At 59.8% G+C, this 14,463-nt stretch carries 17 protein-coding genes; 4 read left to right on the forward strand and 13 right to left on the reverse strand.

The window, feature by feature from the left end; genetic code table 11:
• Positions 1-27 precede the first annotated feature (27 nt).
• Positions 28-540 (forward strand): superoxide dismutase family protein, encoded by a 513-nt coding sequence (locus HGP17_RS01585; RefSeq protein ID WP_168805321.1) that lies wholly within the window; start codon positions 28-30, stop codon positions 538-540.
• Between the two features lie 262 nt (positions 541-802).
• Positions 803-1,444, forward strand: a complete 642-nt coding sequence (locus tag HGP17_RS01590; protein WP_246703941.1) for an EF-hand domain-containing protein — start codon at positions 803-805, stop codon at positions 1,442-1,444.
• A 61-nt stretch (positions 1,445-1,505) separates the two neighbouring features.
• Here HGP17_RS01590 and HGP17_RS01595 read toward each other — a convergent pair whose 3' ends face one another.
• The 7 genes from HGP17_RS01595 to HGP17_RS01625 all read right to left on the reverse strand — a co-directional run bounded on the left by HGP17_RS01595 (position 1,506) and on the right by HGP17_RS01625 (position 5,650).
• On the reverse strand, positions 1,506-2,039 hold the full coding sequence (locus tag HGP17_RS01595) for a tyrosine phosphatase family protein (protein ID WP_168805326.1): 534 nt from the start codon (positions 2,037-2,039) through the stop codon (positions 1,506-1,508).
• Entirely contained in the window at positions 2,036-2,653 is a 618-nt protein-coding gene (locus tag HGP17_RS01600; protein ID WP_168805328.1) for an HD family hydrolase, read from the reverse strand. Before HGP17_RS01600 ends, HGP17_RS01595 begins: the two co-directional genes overlap by 4 nt.
• Positions 2,650-3,489 carry a folate-binding protein YgfZ gene (locus tag HGP17_RS01605; protein WP_168805330.1) on the reverse strand — a complete coding sequence of 280 codons (840 nt, stop codon included), beginning with the start codon at positions 3,487-3,489 and terminating at the stop codon, positions 2,650-2,652. Before HGP17_RS01605 ends, HGP17_RS01600 begins: the two co-directional genes overlap by 4 nt.
• Before the next feature lie 73 nt (positions 3,490-3,562).
• Complete coding sequence (locus HGP17_RS01610; RefSeq protein ID WP_168805332.1) at positions 3,563-4,324, reverse strand: hypothetical protein; 762 nt, start codon at positions 4,322-4,324, stop codon at positions 3,563-3,565.
• 16 nt (positions 4,325-4,340) lie between these two features.
• The gene (locus HGP17_RS01615; protein ID WP_034507811.1) at positions 4,341-4,598 is read right to left on the reverse strand and encodes a hypothetical protein; all 258 of its coding nucleotides are present in this window, start codon (positions 4,596-4,598) and stop codon (positions 4,341-4,343) included.
• Between the two features lie 104 nt (positions 4,599-4,702).
• A complete protein-coding gene (locus HGP17_RS01620) occupies positions 4,703-5,137 on the reverse strand; it encodes a TIGR02301 family protein (RefSeq protein ID WP_168805334.1) in 435 nt (144 codons plus the stop codon).
• A 90-nt stretch (positions 5,138-5,227) separates the two neighbouring features.
• Positions 5,228-5,650 (reverse strand): NUDIX domain-containing protein, encoded by a 423-nt coding sequence (locus tag HGP17_RS01625; protein WP_168805336.1) that lies wholly within the window; start codon positions 5,648-5,650, stop codon positions 5,228-5,230.
• A gap of 159 nt (positions 5,651-5,809) precedes the next feature.
• Between HGP17_RS01625 and HGP17_RS01630 the strand changes: the two genes are divergently transcribed.
• Complete coding sequence (locus HGP17_RS01630; protein ID WP_168805338.1) at positions 5,810-6,130, forward strand: YnfA family protein; 321 nt, start codon at positions 5,810-5,812, stop codon at positions 6,128-6,130.
• A gap of 43 nt (positions 6,131-6,173) precedes the next feature.
• A complete protein-coding gene (locus HGP17_RS01635) occupies positions 6,174-6,938 on the forward strand; it encodes an SOS response-associated peptidase (RefSeq protein WP_168805340.1) in 765 nt (254 codons plus the stop codon).
• A gap of 76 nt (positions 6,939-7,014) precedes the next feature.
• Here the strand turns inward: HGP17_RS01635 and HGP17_RS01640 are convergent, their stop codons facing one another.
• The 6 genes from HGP17_RS01640 to HGP17_RS01665 all read right to left on the reverse strand — a co-directional run bounded on the left by HGP17_RS01640 (position 7,015) and on the right by HGP17_RS01665 (position 14,378).
• On the reverse strand, positions 7,015-7,155 hold the full coding sequence (locus tag HGP17_RS01640) for a hypothetical protein (protein ID WP_168805342.1): 141 nt from the start codon (positions 7,153-7,155) through the stop codon (positions 7,015-7,017).
• A gap of 342 nt (positions 7,156-7,497) precedes the next feature.
• Positions 7,498-8,358, reverse strand: coding sequence for a CDP-diacylglycerol--serine O-phosphatidyltransferase (gene pssA, locus HGP17_RS01645; protein ID WP_168805344.1), 861 nt, complete (start codon positions 8,356-8,358; stop codon positions 7,498-7,500).
• A gap of 21 nt (positions 8,359-8,379) precedes the next feature.
• Positions 8,380-9,078 (reverse strand): phosphatidylserine decarboxylase, encoded by a 699-nt coding sequence (locus HGP17_RS01650; RefSeq protein ID WP_168805346.1) that lies wholly within the window; start codon positions 9,076-9,078, stop codon positions 8,380-8,382.
• A 302-nt stretch (positions 9,079-9,380) separates the two neighbouring features.
• A complete protein-coding gene (locus HGP17_RS01655; RefSeq protein WP_168805348.1) occupies positions 9,381-10,079 on the reverse strand; it encodes a phosphatase PAP2 family protein in 699 nt (232 codons plus the stop codon).
• Positions 10,080-10,209: 130 nt separating this feature from the next.
• A complete protein-coding gene (locus HGP17_RS01660; RefSeq protein WP_168805350.1) occupies positions 10,210-12,096 on the reverse strand; it encodes an ABC transporter ATP-binding protein/permease in 1,887 nt (628 codons plus the stop codon).
• 212 nt (positions 12,097-12,308) lie between these two features.
• Entirely contained in the window at positions 12,309-14,378 is a 2,070-nt protein-coding gene (locus HGP17_RS01665) for a LysM peptidoglycan-binding domain-containing protein (protein WP_168805352.1), read from the reverse strand.
• Between the last annotated feature and the right edge of the window lie 85 nt (positions 14,379-14,463).

Below are 14,463 nucleotides of genomic sequence, written 5' to 3' on the forward strand. Positions count from 1 at the left end.
TTGCCACGCAAACAGGGAGGGCGCTCCATGAAACGGATGATGATGGCGACAATTCTGGCTTTTTCCGCAGCCATGCCTGTTGCCGCGCAGACCCAAAGTCAGAATACGGCAACGGCCAATTTTGTCGGACTTGATGGCAAGGAGGCAGGACGAGCCACTTTGACCGAAGGCAAGAAAGGCGTGCTGATCGAGATGGAAGTCTCCGGCATGCCCGCAAATCGGTGGGTTGCCTTTCACATTCACGAAAACAGCAGCTGCGACCACAAGCACGGCTTTGAATCGGCCGGCGGCCACTTCAATCCGACCAAGGCAGAGCATGGTTTCCTTGCGGCAAAAGGCCCGCATGCCGGTGATATGCCGAATCAATATGTCGATCAGGACGGCAAGCTGCGCGCTCAGGTCTTCAACGGCATGGTGTCGTTGAATGGCAAGAACGGGATTCGCGGCCGCACCCTGATGATCCATGAAGAGTCGGATGACTATCGCAGCCAGCCCGTTGGAGGCGCCGGCAAGCGCCTGGCTTGCGCCGTTATCGAGTAGATCAGCCATAAGGCATGATTCGATCCCTTGCGCGAGGCTGTGCAAAGCCTCGGTTGTTCTCTTAGGGCGAGTGCCCACCGGCAATATGATTCGATGCCTGTCAATTATGGTTAATGGTGACTTAACACCAATCTATATCTGACCGACCAAATCGACCTATTCTGTCGGCAGGTGATGAAGCGTGCCGGGGGGCAATCGAACACGCCGATGGCGTTTGCTTTAGGAGATTTGGATGAGTGGCGTTTCTTCAATTGGAAGCAGCATGACGGCTGCCTCGTACAGTCCCCTTGATAAGAACCAGGACGGTGTTGTGGATGCTCAGGAGTTGCAGGAGGCCGCCCAGTCCGGCCTTCTGTCCGCGAGCCTTCTCAACGATGAGGACAGCGACAACAGCAGCGATCCAAGCGCCACGGACGTATTCTCCGGCAATCTGGCCTCGATGCTTCTGCAGATGCAGCAGGCAAATTCCGGTCAGTCTGGCTCATCCTCCTCAAGCGACGGATCTTCGGACCAGTCGCCGATGGATCAGCTGTTCGCCAGCCTGGACACCGACAAGGACGGAAAGATTTCCGAGAAGGAATTCGTCGCAGGGCGTCCGCAGGATATGAGCGAGAGCGACGCCGAAAATCTGTTCCAGAGCATCGATGCGCAGGGATCCGGTGCCCTCAACAAGGATCAATTCGCCGAAGGTCTAGACGCGCTGAAATCTTCCGACGTTTCCGCTGCGGATATGTTGTCTCTTGAGCCTGCTTCGACAACAGGTAACAGCGGTAAGGGATCGGCAACAGCGGCTCAGGACCAGGCATTCGATGTGTTTCTGAGCGAAATGCAGAACCCCTCAGGCCTCTATCAGAGCACCTACGGGCAGTACGACCCCGATCTGACGAATGGTATCGGCGGCTGATCCAAGAGGGTGAGCATGCCTTGACGTGAACGGAGGCAGCGATAGCGCAGCCTCCTTTTTCCTATATGGAAACGCCGATCGCGGCGGGCGAGAGTATGAACGGCGCATTGCCGTCCGCATCCGCGCCGCGTCCAATATCCTTGACCGCTGCTACCAGCCGACCCTTGCGCTGAAGCATCTCGTCGGCAATCGCAATCAGGCGCGTGTTCGGCGTCGCGAAAGGAGAGGCCGAACGCAGATGACGAACAAGCGTCTGATCGTCCAGCTCGGGATGAACGGCAAGAGCTGCAATCAACGCCGCCGCCGGAGAGCGCGAAACACCCATCCAGCAGTGAATCAGGAGAGGGGTACTGCGATCCCAGCCCATCGCAAAATCGATGATGGCGCCGACATGGGCTTCCTGCGGAGCGATGAGATCGCCTGTACCGGCGAAACTGATATCGTTCATGGTCAGCAGGAGATGCCGGTCGGCCTTGATGACGGCGGGTCGATGGAACGTATGTTCCTTCGACATGAGGCTGATCATCTCGCTTGCCCCATGGCGAACGGCCATTTCGGCAATCCGCGCCAGGGGCGACACCACGATTGTCGTCACGCCTCGATCCTCACGGCTGCGCGCTCGGCTTCGATCTCCTCGAAACGCTGCAGGAAGAGCCGCTGCGCCTCGATTGCCGGGAGAGGGGAAATCGGCAGCATTTCGCGCGTGATGTCGCGCGGCTGGCCGAAGAATTTGCGCGCCTCTTCCGGCGTGAAGCCGGCGAGCAGCGTTGCCTCGAAATAGGCTGAGACCGTATCGGCCTTCTTGATCTTATCCTTCAGCTGCGGTGCGCAGTGCGGCGGCAAGGCAAAACGGCGGTAGATCGCGGCTTCGAGGCGCTTTTCCACTTCCTTGTAATCGCCACCAACCACGGATTTGAAGGGGGAAATCATGTCGCCGATGACATATTCCGGCGCGTCGTGCAGGAGGGCCGCCAGCAGTTCATCCGGTGTGGCGCTATTCAGGTGTCGAAAAATGGCTTCGACGACGAGGCTGTGTTGGGCGACCGAGAAGGCATGATCGCCTGACGTCTGGCCGTTCCAGCGAGCGACTCGGGCAAGGCCATGCGCGATATCGCCAATCTCGACGTCGAGCGGCGATGGATCCAGCAGATCGAGCCGCCGCCCGGAGAGCATGCGCTGCCAGGCGCGCGCTGTCTTGCCCGACGTCATGCCGAAGCCTCATCACTCGAGGTCGGGAAAGACAGGCCGGACCAGACCGGTAGTGACAGGGAGACCTGTACACCGCACGTCTCAATCGCAGTGCCCTGTGCGAGCGCTTCGCCAGCTCTGTCGATGCGCACGATGGCCAGGCCCTTGTTGCCTGCCGCCGAGCCGAGCGTGCCGATCGGCTTGCCGCCTGCCGTCAATTCTGTGCCGGAAGCGGGCAGTTCGGCGTGACCGGATACGAGGACTACGCGCCGGCGGGCTGTGCCGCGATGGTGCATGCGCGAGACCACTTCCTGACCGACATAGCAGCCCTTGCGAAAACCCAAGCCACCATTGAGGTCCATCAGTACGTCATGCGGGAATGCATCCTGCAATGCGAAGTCGCGACCGGAAACGGCGATGCCATTGGCAATGCGGAGATCTTCGTAGAGAGCTTCGGCGTCGCTTCCATGGTCACCCGGCAGGCGCGTCAGGACGATTCCTGCCTTGGCGAAACGGCTATCCTTGGCGCCATCGCCGGCCTCCGCACCCCATGCAACGGTGACGCCCTCAATATCGTCGACGCTGAAATCGACCTTCGCGCGCAGCCGATACATGGTGAGGCGTTTCAGCAGGCTGTCTCGCTGGGCAGCATCCGTTTCGATGACAAAGCCGGCACCATCTCGCCAGATCATGAAGTCAAACAGGATCTTGCCCTGCGGCGTCAATAACGCGCCGGGGCGTGCCTCGTCCGCGCCGAGAGAGGCGAGATCGGTGGTGATGAGATTGTGCAGGAACGTTTCTGCTTCCGCGCCGGCGACACGGATAAAGGAACGCTCTCTCAGGAATACGGCTGGCATGATGAATCCGCTGATTTGGCCTATCTCGCAGAGGTAGGGCCTTCCGGCGGTAACCGCAAGTTCGCAGATCGGATCATTCGCCCGAGGTGAAGAATTTCCAGCGGCCATCCGGGGTGATGCCGACGCGATAGAAATTGTAACCGCCGAATTCCAGCATGTCGGCATAGTCACCGGCCGTGACGATGCGCATCAAATCGACCTTCTCCGGTGTGGAAAGCGTCTTGATGTCTTTTTCGGCGAAATATGGCCAGACATACATTTCGTCCGGCGTACCCTGGCCGACATGGGCAAAGCCGGTCGACATGATATCAAGCAGGATTGACAGGATCTCGATGCCATCAGGATCGCCCGACAGGTCGTGCAGGGTCTTTATCGGATCTTCACCGGGATCATCGGCGGTGACTTGCGTCTGCTTGAGCCCGCCTCCGACGTTCATCAACGGGCGCAGACGCTCGAGATCACCGGAGGCTGCCGCCTCGACGATGGCTTCGCGCAGCTTGCGCACAGGCTCGGGCGCCTTGTTGATATCGAAAAGAAACTCGATGGATTTGTTCGAGCTCGAGGCGTCACCGCTGCTCTGGCCGGCCTGCTTGTTGATCAGCGGGTCGGGCGCCGGGATCGTATTTTCCGTGCTTGGTGCTTCCAGAGCTTGCTCGATCGGCTTGTCGTTTTTCTGCTGGTTCTGCGTGCCCTGTGCGCTCGGCAGCGATGCCGGCGGATTGAGCTGAGAAAACGCGAAGGCCGGCATCGGCACCGCCACGCCGCCAACGATCAGGGTCACAGCGGCAAGCGAGGCAATGGAACAGCGGAACTCATTGCCTGGGAAGATACGCATAAGCAATCTCTGGTTGTTATTGCAGGGTACGGTTCGGTGAGAACTCGCCGGCGAGCATGCGTTCGCGAAGCGATTCGAGCAAGGCCTCTGCGCCCTGTTCACCCTGAATACGGATGGTCTCGCGAATCGCATGAGCGATCGCAGCATCGGCAATGATCTCAGGCTCAATACCATCAGCCATGCCATCGGCCCAAGCTTCGTTCTGGTATTCCAGCGCTGCCTGCATCTTTTCATGGACGATCATGTCGTCGATTTCGTTCAGGCTGGTTTCCATTGTTTCTTTCCTCGAGACGTTCATGTCCTTACCACTTGCTTAATAACTTTATCAGCCTTTTCTCAAAACGACACGGCTCGGTACGAAAAGGGGTTAATAAAACGTTAATTTCCAAAGCGGGCTGTAATTTCTGTGGCCAGTGTTGCACCTTCGTTACGGTACCTCTCCTCGGCAATACGGGCCTGTTGCGTGCAATCGGCGTAGACTGATGCGAAAGACCTATACCCACGGTTGAAGGCGGCCGTCAGCCGCTCCTTGCGTTTCGGTTCGCCCTTGGTTTCGGTGTCGAGCAATTGCTGCATGTCGCCGCGCCACCCGTCCTCCCGCGAAGCGCTGCAGAGATTGCGCAGATAGTCGATGGAACCGAGGATTTCAGCGAGACGGGAAAGCTGCTGATCGTAGGGCGTCGGACGTTCCGCATCCGCATTGTCGGCCGGCTGTGTCTGCGGCGCATTCGCAGTCGGCTGCGCGACGACGGCGGATGCCGCGGTCAGCGCAATGCAGATCAGAAGTGGTCGGCCGAGGCGAATATGAATCATGTGTTAACATGATCGGACAAGCATGACGTGAACAAGGCGTCAGGCCGTCTTTTCACCCCGTTATTGCTTGGTATCGTTAATATCGGCGTTTTACGGACGGTCGGCTGCGGCAATTCTTTCGACGCATTCAAGCACGCTTGCCGGCACCGGCAGCCGGCGAATCTCTTCCAGAGTGTACCAGCCGATGGCGGCGGCATCGTCAGCAGCCTCCGCGATCGCATCCCTGTCGGCATCGACAAGGAAGACTGAGAGCAGGAAATGGCTGGTAAGGGTTCCGTCAGCCGCGTGCGAGCGCAGATCATAGGTTTCGAACAGGCGCGGATTGCGCGCAGTTATACCCGTTTCCTCCTTGAATTCGCGCAGTGCCGCGGCATCCGGCGTTTCGCCATCTTCCGCCCTGCCGCCCGGAAAAGCATACATGTCGGCAGAGGGAGGGTTGCGACGAAGTACCAGCAGAAACCGGCCGTCGCGTTCGAGGATTGCGGAGGCGGCGGGGCGGGGAATAGACATCATCGTTCGTTTCGCATTTCGGATAATCGGACTGAAAGGCGATGGCCGAAGCCCTCGTTGATCGATCTCTACAGGAGTCGACCCTTGCTGTCCTTAGGCAAAGCCTCTTTAGTCCTGTGCTATCGGGAGCAATTCGAATACGGCGAGTGTAGGAGCGATTGAATGATGTACGGACTCTATGCTCTTGCGGCGCTTGCCGAGATTGCCGGTTGCTTTGTCTTCTGGGCATGGCTGCGATTGGCAAAGCCGATCTGGTGGCTTGCGCCCGGTCTCGTGTCACTAGCGCTTTTCGCCTGGCTGCTGGCTTTGGTGCCGAGCGAGGCTGCCGGGCGTACGTTCGCGGCTTATGGCGGCGTCTATATCGTCGCCTCGGTCCTTTGGCTCTGGCTGGCGGAAGGGCGGTTACCGGATCGTTGGGATATCTCCGGTGCGGCCATATGCCTTGCCGGGGCGGGCCTCATTCTCTTCGGCCCGCGCGGCTGAGCTTGCGCTTGACCCCAGGCGTTGCGGGTGCAAAACAAGCTATATGTGCGGACGCTTTGCTTTGACATCGACGGCGGAATATGTGGGCGAGGCGCTGGGCGTCTTGCTGCGGGAAGGTTTTCCCGCGCGATACAACATCGCGCCAACGCAACCAATTCTGGTTGTTGTCTCGGGCGAGCGGCAACAGCCGGGTAGCAATCTGCCGGATCGTCAGGCGCTATTGGTTCGCTGGGGCTTCACGCCGTCCTGGGTCAAGGATCCCAAGGAGTTTCCGCTCCTGATCAACGCGCGTGCCGAAACGGCGATCGGCAAGGCATCCTTTCGCGCTGCAATGCGCCATCGACGCATCCTTATCCCGGCCTCGGGTTTCTACGAGTGGCGTCGGCCCTCAAAGGAAAGCGGAGAGAAATCGCAGGCCTACTGGATCCGGCCGCGCCGGGGAGGCGTCATCGCATTTGCCGGCCTGATGGAGACCTGGTCGTCGGCGGACGGCTCGGAGGTGGATACCGGCGCGATCCTGACGACGGCCGCCAACAGCGCCATGCGGCCGATCCACGATCGCATGCCCGTTGTCATTCAACCGGAGGATTTTGCGCGCTGGCTCGATTGCAAGACGCAGGAACCGCGCGATGTGCTTGATCTGATGGCGCCGGTTCAGGAAGATTTTTTTGAGGCGATTCCGGTTTCGGATCGCGTCAACAAGGTCGCAAATATGGGAGCGGATCTGCAAACGCCAGTGGCGATCGAGCCTGCCAGGAAGCCTGTTAAAAAGGCAGATCCCGACGACGGCCAATTGAGCCTTCTTTGAACGACCGCCATGTGGCGGCCGACATCGGGATAGTCGTTACACCCAGCGACGATCCTGCCGAAGGGTGACTTCCGATTTAGGCGACTTTCTTCTTTGCCGGCTTGGCTTTCAGCATCAGATGAGCTGCAAGAACTGCCTTCAGACCCAGCGGGCGGTAAAGCTTGCTGGGGTCGATCTTTGCCTGCGGTTGTGCCGGTACGTCTTTCTTCTGCGTCATGATTTTCTCCTCACCATGCTCCCCCGGAGCATTTCGCGATTCACTGCCGTGCACCGCTATCTCATGTTAAATCATGACAAATCGAAGGCGTTTTCCAATCAGCTTTTGTAAACAATGACCATATTTCGAGAGATTAGCGCGGAATCCTCGTGTGACAGGCTTTGCATCAGAGGGGGCGAATTCGCTTGAAAACGCGCGGTGCATAGGGCGTTGCCGGTCGTTCGGCGTCTATCCGCACAGCACAAAAACTGAAAGAAATTGACACACTTGCGGTTGCGGTCATTGGTCGCATCGGCGATCGCCGCCTGAGGCGCGGCCTATGAGCAACTGAGCCGTTGCGCGTCAGATATGTCGGCCAATATCATCGTTGGAATCGTCGACATCCGGATCGTTCGGGCCGTTGATGGTGTAGGTTCCGTATTTCTTGGCCCAGGAGCGTGCGCCGAGCGGCAGCGACAGCAGGTAGGCAACGACGGTCACCACCATGACATGCCAGGTATAGCTCATCAGCAGCGCCACGTAGACGACGAGAGCCAGCATGACTGGCAAGACGAGATCGCGGCGGATGCGGCTGCTTTCGGACTTGCCGGACCAGACGGGCAGGCGGCTGACCAAAAGGAAGCCGATCAACACGGTGTAGCCGGCGCCCCAATAGGCGAAAGTCCGATCCGGCGTCAGGCCGAGAAAACCGAGATAGACCGGTAGCAGCACCAGCATGGCGCCTGCGGGCGCAGGCACCCCGACGAAATATTCCGATTGCCAGGAGGCCTTGTGTTCGCGCTCGGCCATGACGTTGAAGCGCGCAAGGCGCAGGGCCGCGGCGATGGCATAGATCAGGGCGGCGATCCAGCCCAGCGATCGAGCCTGATCGAGCAGGAAGATATAGACGACGAGAGCCGGGGCCACACCGAAATTGACGATATCGGCGAGCGAATCCATCTGCGCGCCGAATTTCGACGTCGCCTTCATCAGTCGCGCGACACGGCCGTCGATGCCGTCGAGAAAGGCTGCGACCAGAACCGCAACAACGGCGAGCTCATACCGGTTTTCGAACGCCAGACGAATGCCTGTCAGCCCCGCGCAGATCGCCAGCACGGTGATCATGTTCGGCACGATCAGCCGCATAGGGATTTCCCGCAAGCGCGGCCCGCGCGCTTCATCATTGGGGCCGTGCGGTTCGAAAGGCGGAAAAGGCGTCTTCATGTCGCTCCGAATGCTCCAGACTCAGCTGCGGCGGCTAATCGTCGGTCCCTTCACGGAGCCGAATTCCGCAATAACCGTTTCTCCGGCAATCGCCCGCTGGCCAATCGCCACGCGCGGCGCTGCACCATCCGGCAGGAATATGTCGAGGCGGGAGCCGAAGCGGATGAGGCCGATGCGCTCGCCAGCATCCAGCGGCTCGTTCGGATTGACGAAGCAGAGGATGCGGCGGGCGACGAGGCCGGCAATCTGCACGACGCCGATTTCGCCATGCTTGGTCTCGATGACGAGGCCGTTGCGCTCGTTCTGCTCGCTCGCCTTGTCCAGCTCCGCATTGAGGAAGCTGCCCTGACGGTAGGCGATGTTGGTGATGCGTCCGCGCATCGGCGAACGGTTCACATGGCAGTCAAAGACGTTCATGAAGATCGAGATGCGCAACATCGGCAGGGTGCCAAGGTTCAACTCCGCCGGCGGCGTAACCATCTGCACACCGGAAACCCTGCCGTCGGCGGGCGATATGGCAAGGTCGTCATCCTGGGGTGTCATGCGCTCGGGATCGCGAAAGAAATAGGCGCACCAGAGCGTGAAGATCAATCCAACCCAGAAGAGAGGCTTGAAGATCCAGCCGAGCACCAGCGACGCGACGAAGAAACCTGCAACGAAGGGATAGCCTTCCTTGTGCACTGGAACGATGACGTTGCGCACGCTGTTCAACAAGCTCATCTACAGCCTACTCCGTTATGGCGCACCCGTGATCACCGAACCCCGGTGCCCTCGAGCCCTTGCCAGTCAAAAGACGAGAACAAGATAAGCGGTCTTGCTCTGATTACCAGTCGACGGTGACTACAGGCAAACGCTGTCATGGGCAATGGTTTCGCGTGCTCGCCCCCAGCGCAATCAGCGTGGCGGCAAGGTGCTAACGTCGGAGGATTGCAAGACGCTATCCGTAGAAAAACCTTGGGTGGTGGCGAGAAGGCCGCCGATGCGAGGCGGCGACCTTTCAGATTTGCGGTGATCGGAGAGGATCAGAGGCCGAGAGCGCCGCGCAGCTCAGCCTTGGCGGCTTCATACTCGGTCTTGTAGTCGTGGTGCGTCATGATGGTCTGAGCGATGACGATGCCCGAGATGCGGCCAGCTTCGATATCGGTTGGGTAGTGAATGCCGCCGACGACGCGGTTATGGCCATATTCCCAGGCCCGAGCCATGATCACACCGCGCTTTTCCGGCAGCATGTTCGAAAGCACCACGCCCATGAGCGTGCCGAGCGTCGTGTGACCCGACGGATAGGAGCCGGACTTGGAAAGCGGAACAATCGGCTTGACCAGATCGCTGTAGAGATGCGGGCGAGGGCGCTTCCAGACATCCTTGGCCGGATCGACGACGGCGCCTTCGGTCTCGACGATGCGATCGAAGAAGGCCGTGAACTTCGGCAGGTTTTCCTTGGTGAACTTCGGATTGTCGATGACGTCGGAGAAGCGCCAGACATTTTCTTCGGCATCGGCGACGGCGCGCGCGGCCATTTCCGGCGTGCGGGTCACCTGGATCGTCAGCAGTTCGCCGAGCTCGGCCTTCATCTGTGCCGAATCGTTGGCGGGCGGCGGCGGCAGCAGGTTGAGGAGGTTGACTTCCTTGGCGTCGGTAAAGGGCTTGGCATCGCCGGCAAGAACCGGCGAGGACATGCCGACCACGAGCACGAGCGCTAAAGCTTTGGCAAATGTACGCATTTTGGGGCTCCCTAGATGTGAGAGCCGTACCTAGCAAGCTGTTATCTCAACTGCGTGACAAGCCAGGTCCGCAGCATTTGTCGACGCTTGTTACCCACAGCGAGAAGCGCTGCGCTGGCAGTGCAATTCCTCAGCTTGCCGGCGCCAGCCGGTTTACGACGCCCAGATCGTCGTTTTCGCGCACCTGCTTCAGATGCTCCTCGGCCTGCGTTGCCTCGCGTTGGCGGCTCCACATGGAGGCGTAAAGCCCGTTCTGTGCCAGCAGGTCGGCATGCGTGCCGCGCTCGGCAATCACGCCGCTCTTCAGCACGATGATCTCGTCGGCGCCGATCACGGTCGAGAGACGGTGGGCGATGACCAGCGTGGTGCGGTTCTTGGATACGACGTCAAGGGCAGCCTGTATTTCCCGCTCGGTTGTCGTGTCGAGCGCCGAGGTTGCTTCATCGAGGATGAGAACCGGCGGTGCCTTCAGAACGGTGCGAGCGATCGCGACACGCTGTTTCTCCCCGCCGGAGAGCTTGAGGCCGCGTTCGCCGACCTTCGTCTCGAAGCCCTCGGGCAAATTGCGGATGAAATCGCCGATCTGCGCGATTTCCGTCGCGGCCGCCACTTCAGCATCATCGGCGCCGGGACGGCCATAACGGATGTTGTAGGCGATGGTGTCGTTGAAAAGCACGGTATCCTGCGGCACCATGCCGATGACGTTGCGCAGGCTCTTCTGCGTCACCGTGCGAAGATCCTGTCCGTCGACGGTAATCGTGCCGCTCTGAACGTCATAGAAGCGATACAGCAGGCGAGACAGGGTCGATTTTCCGGCACCGGATGGGCCGACCACGGCGACGGTCTTGCCAGCCGGCACTTCGAATGAAATGCCCTTAAGGATCGGCCGCGCCGGATCATAAGCGAAGTGCACGTCCTTGAACGAAATCGCGCCGCTGCCGATGACGAGTTCCTTTGCATCGGCGGCATCGACGACTTCGGGCTGAACCTCGAGCAGATCGAACATTTCTTCGATGTCGGTCAGGCCCTGGCGGATTTCGCGGTAGACGAAGCCGATGAAGTTCAGCGGCACCGACAGCTGCAACAGCATGGCATTGATGAAGACGAAATCGCCGACCGTTTGATGGCCGTTAAGCACCGACAGACCGGAGATGACCATCATGACAGTCGTGCCAAGCCCGAAGATCACACCCTGGCCGAAGTTCAGCCAGCCGAGCGACGTCCACACGCCGGTCGCCGCCTTTTCATATTTCGCCATCGATTGATCGAAGCGCTTCGCCTCCATCTCTTCGTTGCCGAAATATTTGACGGTTTCGAAGTTCAGCAGTGAATCGATCGCCTTGGTGTTGGCGTCGGTGTCGCTGTCGTTCATCGTGCGGCGAATGGAGATGCGCCAGTCGCTCGCCTTTACGGTAAACCAGATATAAACAACGACGGTAACGGCTGTGACGGCCAGGTATGAGAAGCCATAGCCGCGCCAGAAGATGATGGCGGTCAGCAGAAATTCGATGAAGGTGGGGAAGGTGTTGAGGATCGTGAAACGAACGATCGTCTCGATACCTTTGGTGCCGCGCTCGATGATGCGCGAAAGGCCGCCCGTCTTGCGCTCGAGGTGAAAGCGCAGCGACAGCTCATGCATATGGACGAAGGTGCGGTAGGCGAGTTGACGGACGGCATATTGGCCGACACTGGCAAACAGCGCATCGCGCAGCTGGTTCAGTCCGAGCTGGATCAGGCGGGTCACATTTGTCGCGATAACGAGAGCGATGGCGCCGACCATGAAGGCCGGCAGAATGCCCTGCATGTCCAGCTTGCCGTTCAGCGCATCGACGGACCATTTGAAGAAATAGGGGACCAGCAGCAGGAAGAACTTTGAGACCAGCAGGAAGACGGTCGCCCACACCACGCGCATCTTCAGGTCCATGCGGCCCGCCGGCCACATGTAGGGCCAGAGATTGACGATCGTGTTCAAAGGATTGCTGGAATCCGCCGATATGGTCTTCTTGCGGTCTGCCATGTCCGTCTCCGGCGAATATCTGAAGCAGCTGGACAGGCAACCGTATTGGGTCGGCCCGGCTGGGGGAGGCCTTGGCACGCAAAGGCACGGCCGTTGCATGAAGGCGATGGGGTCGCGCGACGCTTATACTATTTTTATGACGCGTAAAAGCATTGGCCAGGCGTTGATCGCGCCTGGCCAATGAATGTCGTTATCGGCTAACGCCTGGGAGACTAGAGATGCTCGCCCGAAAGACGCTTGCGGTGAAGCTCTTCGGCATTCGGCAGCGCGTCTTTCGGCAGGCCGAACACTTGTCCCGGCAGGATACGGTCGGGATTGTTGATCTTGTCCTCGTTGGCCAGGTAGATCGTCGTATAGCGCACGCCGGCGCCATAGATGCGGCGCGAGATCTGCCAAAGCGTGTCGCCACGCCGGATGATGACGGCATTGGCATCCTGCGAAAGCGGAGCCTGCTCGATCGTTTTCGGTCCACTCTCGGTCGAGGAAACCTGGGCATTCGGCTGGGCCGGTGCCGTTTGGGCCGGAGTGGTGATGGAGGCGATCAGCTCTTCCAGGCCGGGCAGTGCGGCGCCGACGGACTTCGCGTCCTTCGGCAGTGCCAGCAGGCTTGCAAGCGCCTTGCCGGCCGCGCTCGACGCATCGGCCGCTGCTTTCTTCAGCTCGGTGCTGGCGCCGATCGAGGGACGGAATTCGGAGAGCGATTTCAGCGCAATCTCTGTGCCGGAGCGGGCAGCCGCGAGCTGCTCCACATTCGGCTGCTTGCCATCGGCAAAGAGGCCTTTCAGCAGTGCGAAAGCCTTGCCGGCACCTTCCTTCAGCTTGGCAAGCTCACCTTCGTCGAGCGGCACCATCGTCGCAGCCGGTGTCGATTGCGCTTGCGGATTGGCAGCTGGCGGCGTTTGTGCGGCAACCGTCACCTGATTGCCTTCGGGGCGGGTGAAATTGACGCTGGTGCGCACGACGACCTTGCCGGCGTCGTCAAGCACGTCGACACGGATCTTGTGATCGCCAACGGCGAGCGGCATCACGCCATCGACGACGAAATGGCCATCCGCTCCGGCGGCGATCTCGCCGATCAGCTTGTCATCCGCATAGGCGCGGACCTTGGCGTTGGGCTTCGTCGTCCCGGCAACGAAGATGCGATCGTTTTCGATCTCGACTGCATTGACCATGACATCCGGCGCGGCGTCGGTCTTTGCCGGCGGCGGAGTGGTGGTTCCGGCAGCGGGGTTGGCCGACGCTACGTCGGTGCTTTGTTGCTGCGGCTTGGCGTCTGAAGCCGCTGCTCCGTTAGCCTGTGCATTCGTGCCTGGGGCATTCGCTGCGCCAGCATTTTGATCGGCCGTGTTTACGCGACCCTGCTTGGACGAAGGTGCGGTGATGATACGGCTTGCCGTGCCCGGCTTGGAAACCATGGCGAGCAGCTGGGTCGAGTCGTCCTTCGGCACCGAAACCGTCGCAACCTCTTCGGAATTGACAGCCTTGCCGTCCTTGCCGGTGGCGCGCAACACAAGCTCATGGTCGCCGGGTGGCAATGGATTGTCGAGCACGGCGGCGAAATCGCCGCTGGGGCCGACATTGGTGGTGGTAACGACCTTGTTGCCGTCAACGATTTCAAGCTTCGCATTCGGCTCGGCCGAGCCGGCAATCACGGTCGAGCCATCCGGCTCCACGCGCAGCACGTCGAATGATGGCGTGGACGACTTGGCGGCGTCCGTCTGCGCTGCGGGCTGACCGGTCAGGGCTGCAAATGCCTTGTCGATAGCAGCGCTTGCCTCGGCTGCGTTGTCAGGCAGCGATTGTACGATCGCAAGCGCCTTGCCGGCACCATCCTGCGCCTTCTTGATCACGGCCGTCGTGGTCGCATCGATGCCCTGAGGCAGTGCAAAGCCGACGATCGACTGTAACGACGTGATCGCCTTCGTCTTCGCGGCCGCAAAAATATCCTGGCCCGGCGTATTGCCGTCGTTGAACAGCGCCTTCAGCTCGCCGAGAGATGTCGTGGCGGCGCTCGTGAGATCGGTCAGCTTCTTGGCGAGATCGGCCGTGTTGACGGCATTCGCCGTTGCGTTCTGTGTTGCCTGCGTCGCGTTTTGCGCGGCTTCATTCGCCTTCTGCGCATTTTCGTCGATGGTGTTCTTCACCGTGCTGCTGGCTTGATTGACGGCGTCGCCGATCGGATTTTTCGTGCCGTTGATACGTGGCATCACGAAAAAGACCATCAGCAAGGTCGCAATTATCAGCACCAACAGAGCCAGCCAACCGGCACGGTTCTTCATCATCATTCATCTCCACGCGGCGCAGTCGTCGCAACTCCTGAAATTGCTAGCGATTTCGCCTGTTTTTACAAGCTTTCTCAGCCATATT

Source organism: Rhizobium sp. P38BS-XIX, from assembly GCF_012641435.1.
GTDB lineage: Bacteria > Pseudomonadota > Alphaproteobacteria > Rhizobiales > Rhizobiaceae > Rhizobium.

Bases quoted from the DNA above. Each gene is read 5' to 3' on its own strand.
- HGP17_RS01650 (WP_168805346.1), bottom strand. From the start codon at position 9,078: ATGAGCTTGTTGAACAGCGTGCGCAACGTCATCGTTCCAGTGCACAAG.
- HGP17_RS01600 (WP_168805328.1), bottom strand. From the start codon at position 2,653: ATGACGTCGGGCAAGACAGCGCGCGCCTGGCAGCGCATGCTCTCCGGG.
- pssA (WP_168805344.1), bottom strand. From the start codon at position 8,358: ATGAAGACGCCTTTTCCGCCTTTCGAACCGCACGGCCCCAATGATGAA.
- HGP17_RS01605 (WP_168805330.1), bottom strand. From the start codon at position 3,489: ATGCCAGCCGTATTCCTGAGAGAGCGTTCCTTTATCCGTGTCGCCGGC.
- HGP17_RS01665 (WP_168805352.1), bottom strand. From the start codon at position 14,378: ATGATGAAGAACCGTGCCGGTTGGCTGGCTCTGTTGGTGCTGATAATT.
- HGP17_RS01660 (WP_168805350.1), bottom strand. From the start codon at position 12,096: ATGGCAGACCGCAAGAAGACCATATCGGCGGATTCCAGCAATCCTTTG.
- HGP17_RS01620 (WP_168805334.1), bottom strand. From the start codon at position 5,137: ATGATTCATATTCGCCTCGGCCGACCACTTCTGATCTGCATTGCGCTG.
- HGP17_RS01610 (WP_168805332.1), bottom strand. From the start codon at position 4,324: ATGCGTATCTTCCCAGGCAATGAGTTCCGCTGTTCCATTGCCTCGCTT.
- HGP17_RS01630 (WP_168805338.1), top strand. From the start codon at position 5,810: ATGATGTACGGACTCTATGCTCTTGCGGCGCTTGCCGAGATTGCCGGT.
- HGP17_RS01625 (WP_168805336.1), bottom strand. From the start codon at position 5,650: ATGATGTCTATTCCCCGCCCCGCCGCCTCCGCAATCCTCGAACGCGAC.
- HGP17_RS01585 (WP_168805321.1), top strand. From the start codon at position 28: ATGAAACGGATGATGATGGCGACAATTCTGGCTTTTTCCGCAGCCATG.
- HGP17_RS01635 (WP_168805340.1), top strand. From the start codon at position 6,174: ATGTGCGGACGCTTTGCTTTGACATCGACGGCGGAATATGTGGGCGAG.
- HGP17_RS01615 (WP_034507811.1), bottom strand. From the start codon at position 4,598: ATGGAAACCAGCCTGAACGAAATCGACGACATGATCGTCCATGAAAAG.
- HGP17_RS01655 (WP_168805348.1), bottom strand. From the start codon at position 10,079: ATGCGTACATTTGCCAAAGCTTTAGCGCTCGTGCTCGTGGTCGGCATG.
- HGP17_RS01640 (WP_168805342.1), bottom strand. From the start codon at position 7,155: ATGACGCAGAAGAAAGACGTACCGGCACAACCGCAGGCAAAGATCGAC.
- HGP17_RS01590 (WP_246703941.1), top strand. From the start codon at position 803: ATGACGGCTGCCTCGTACAGTCCCCTTGATAAGAACCAGGACGGTGTT.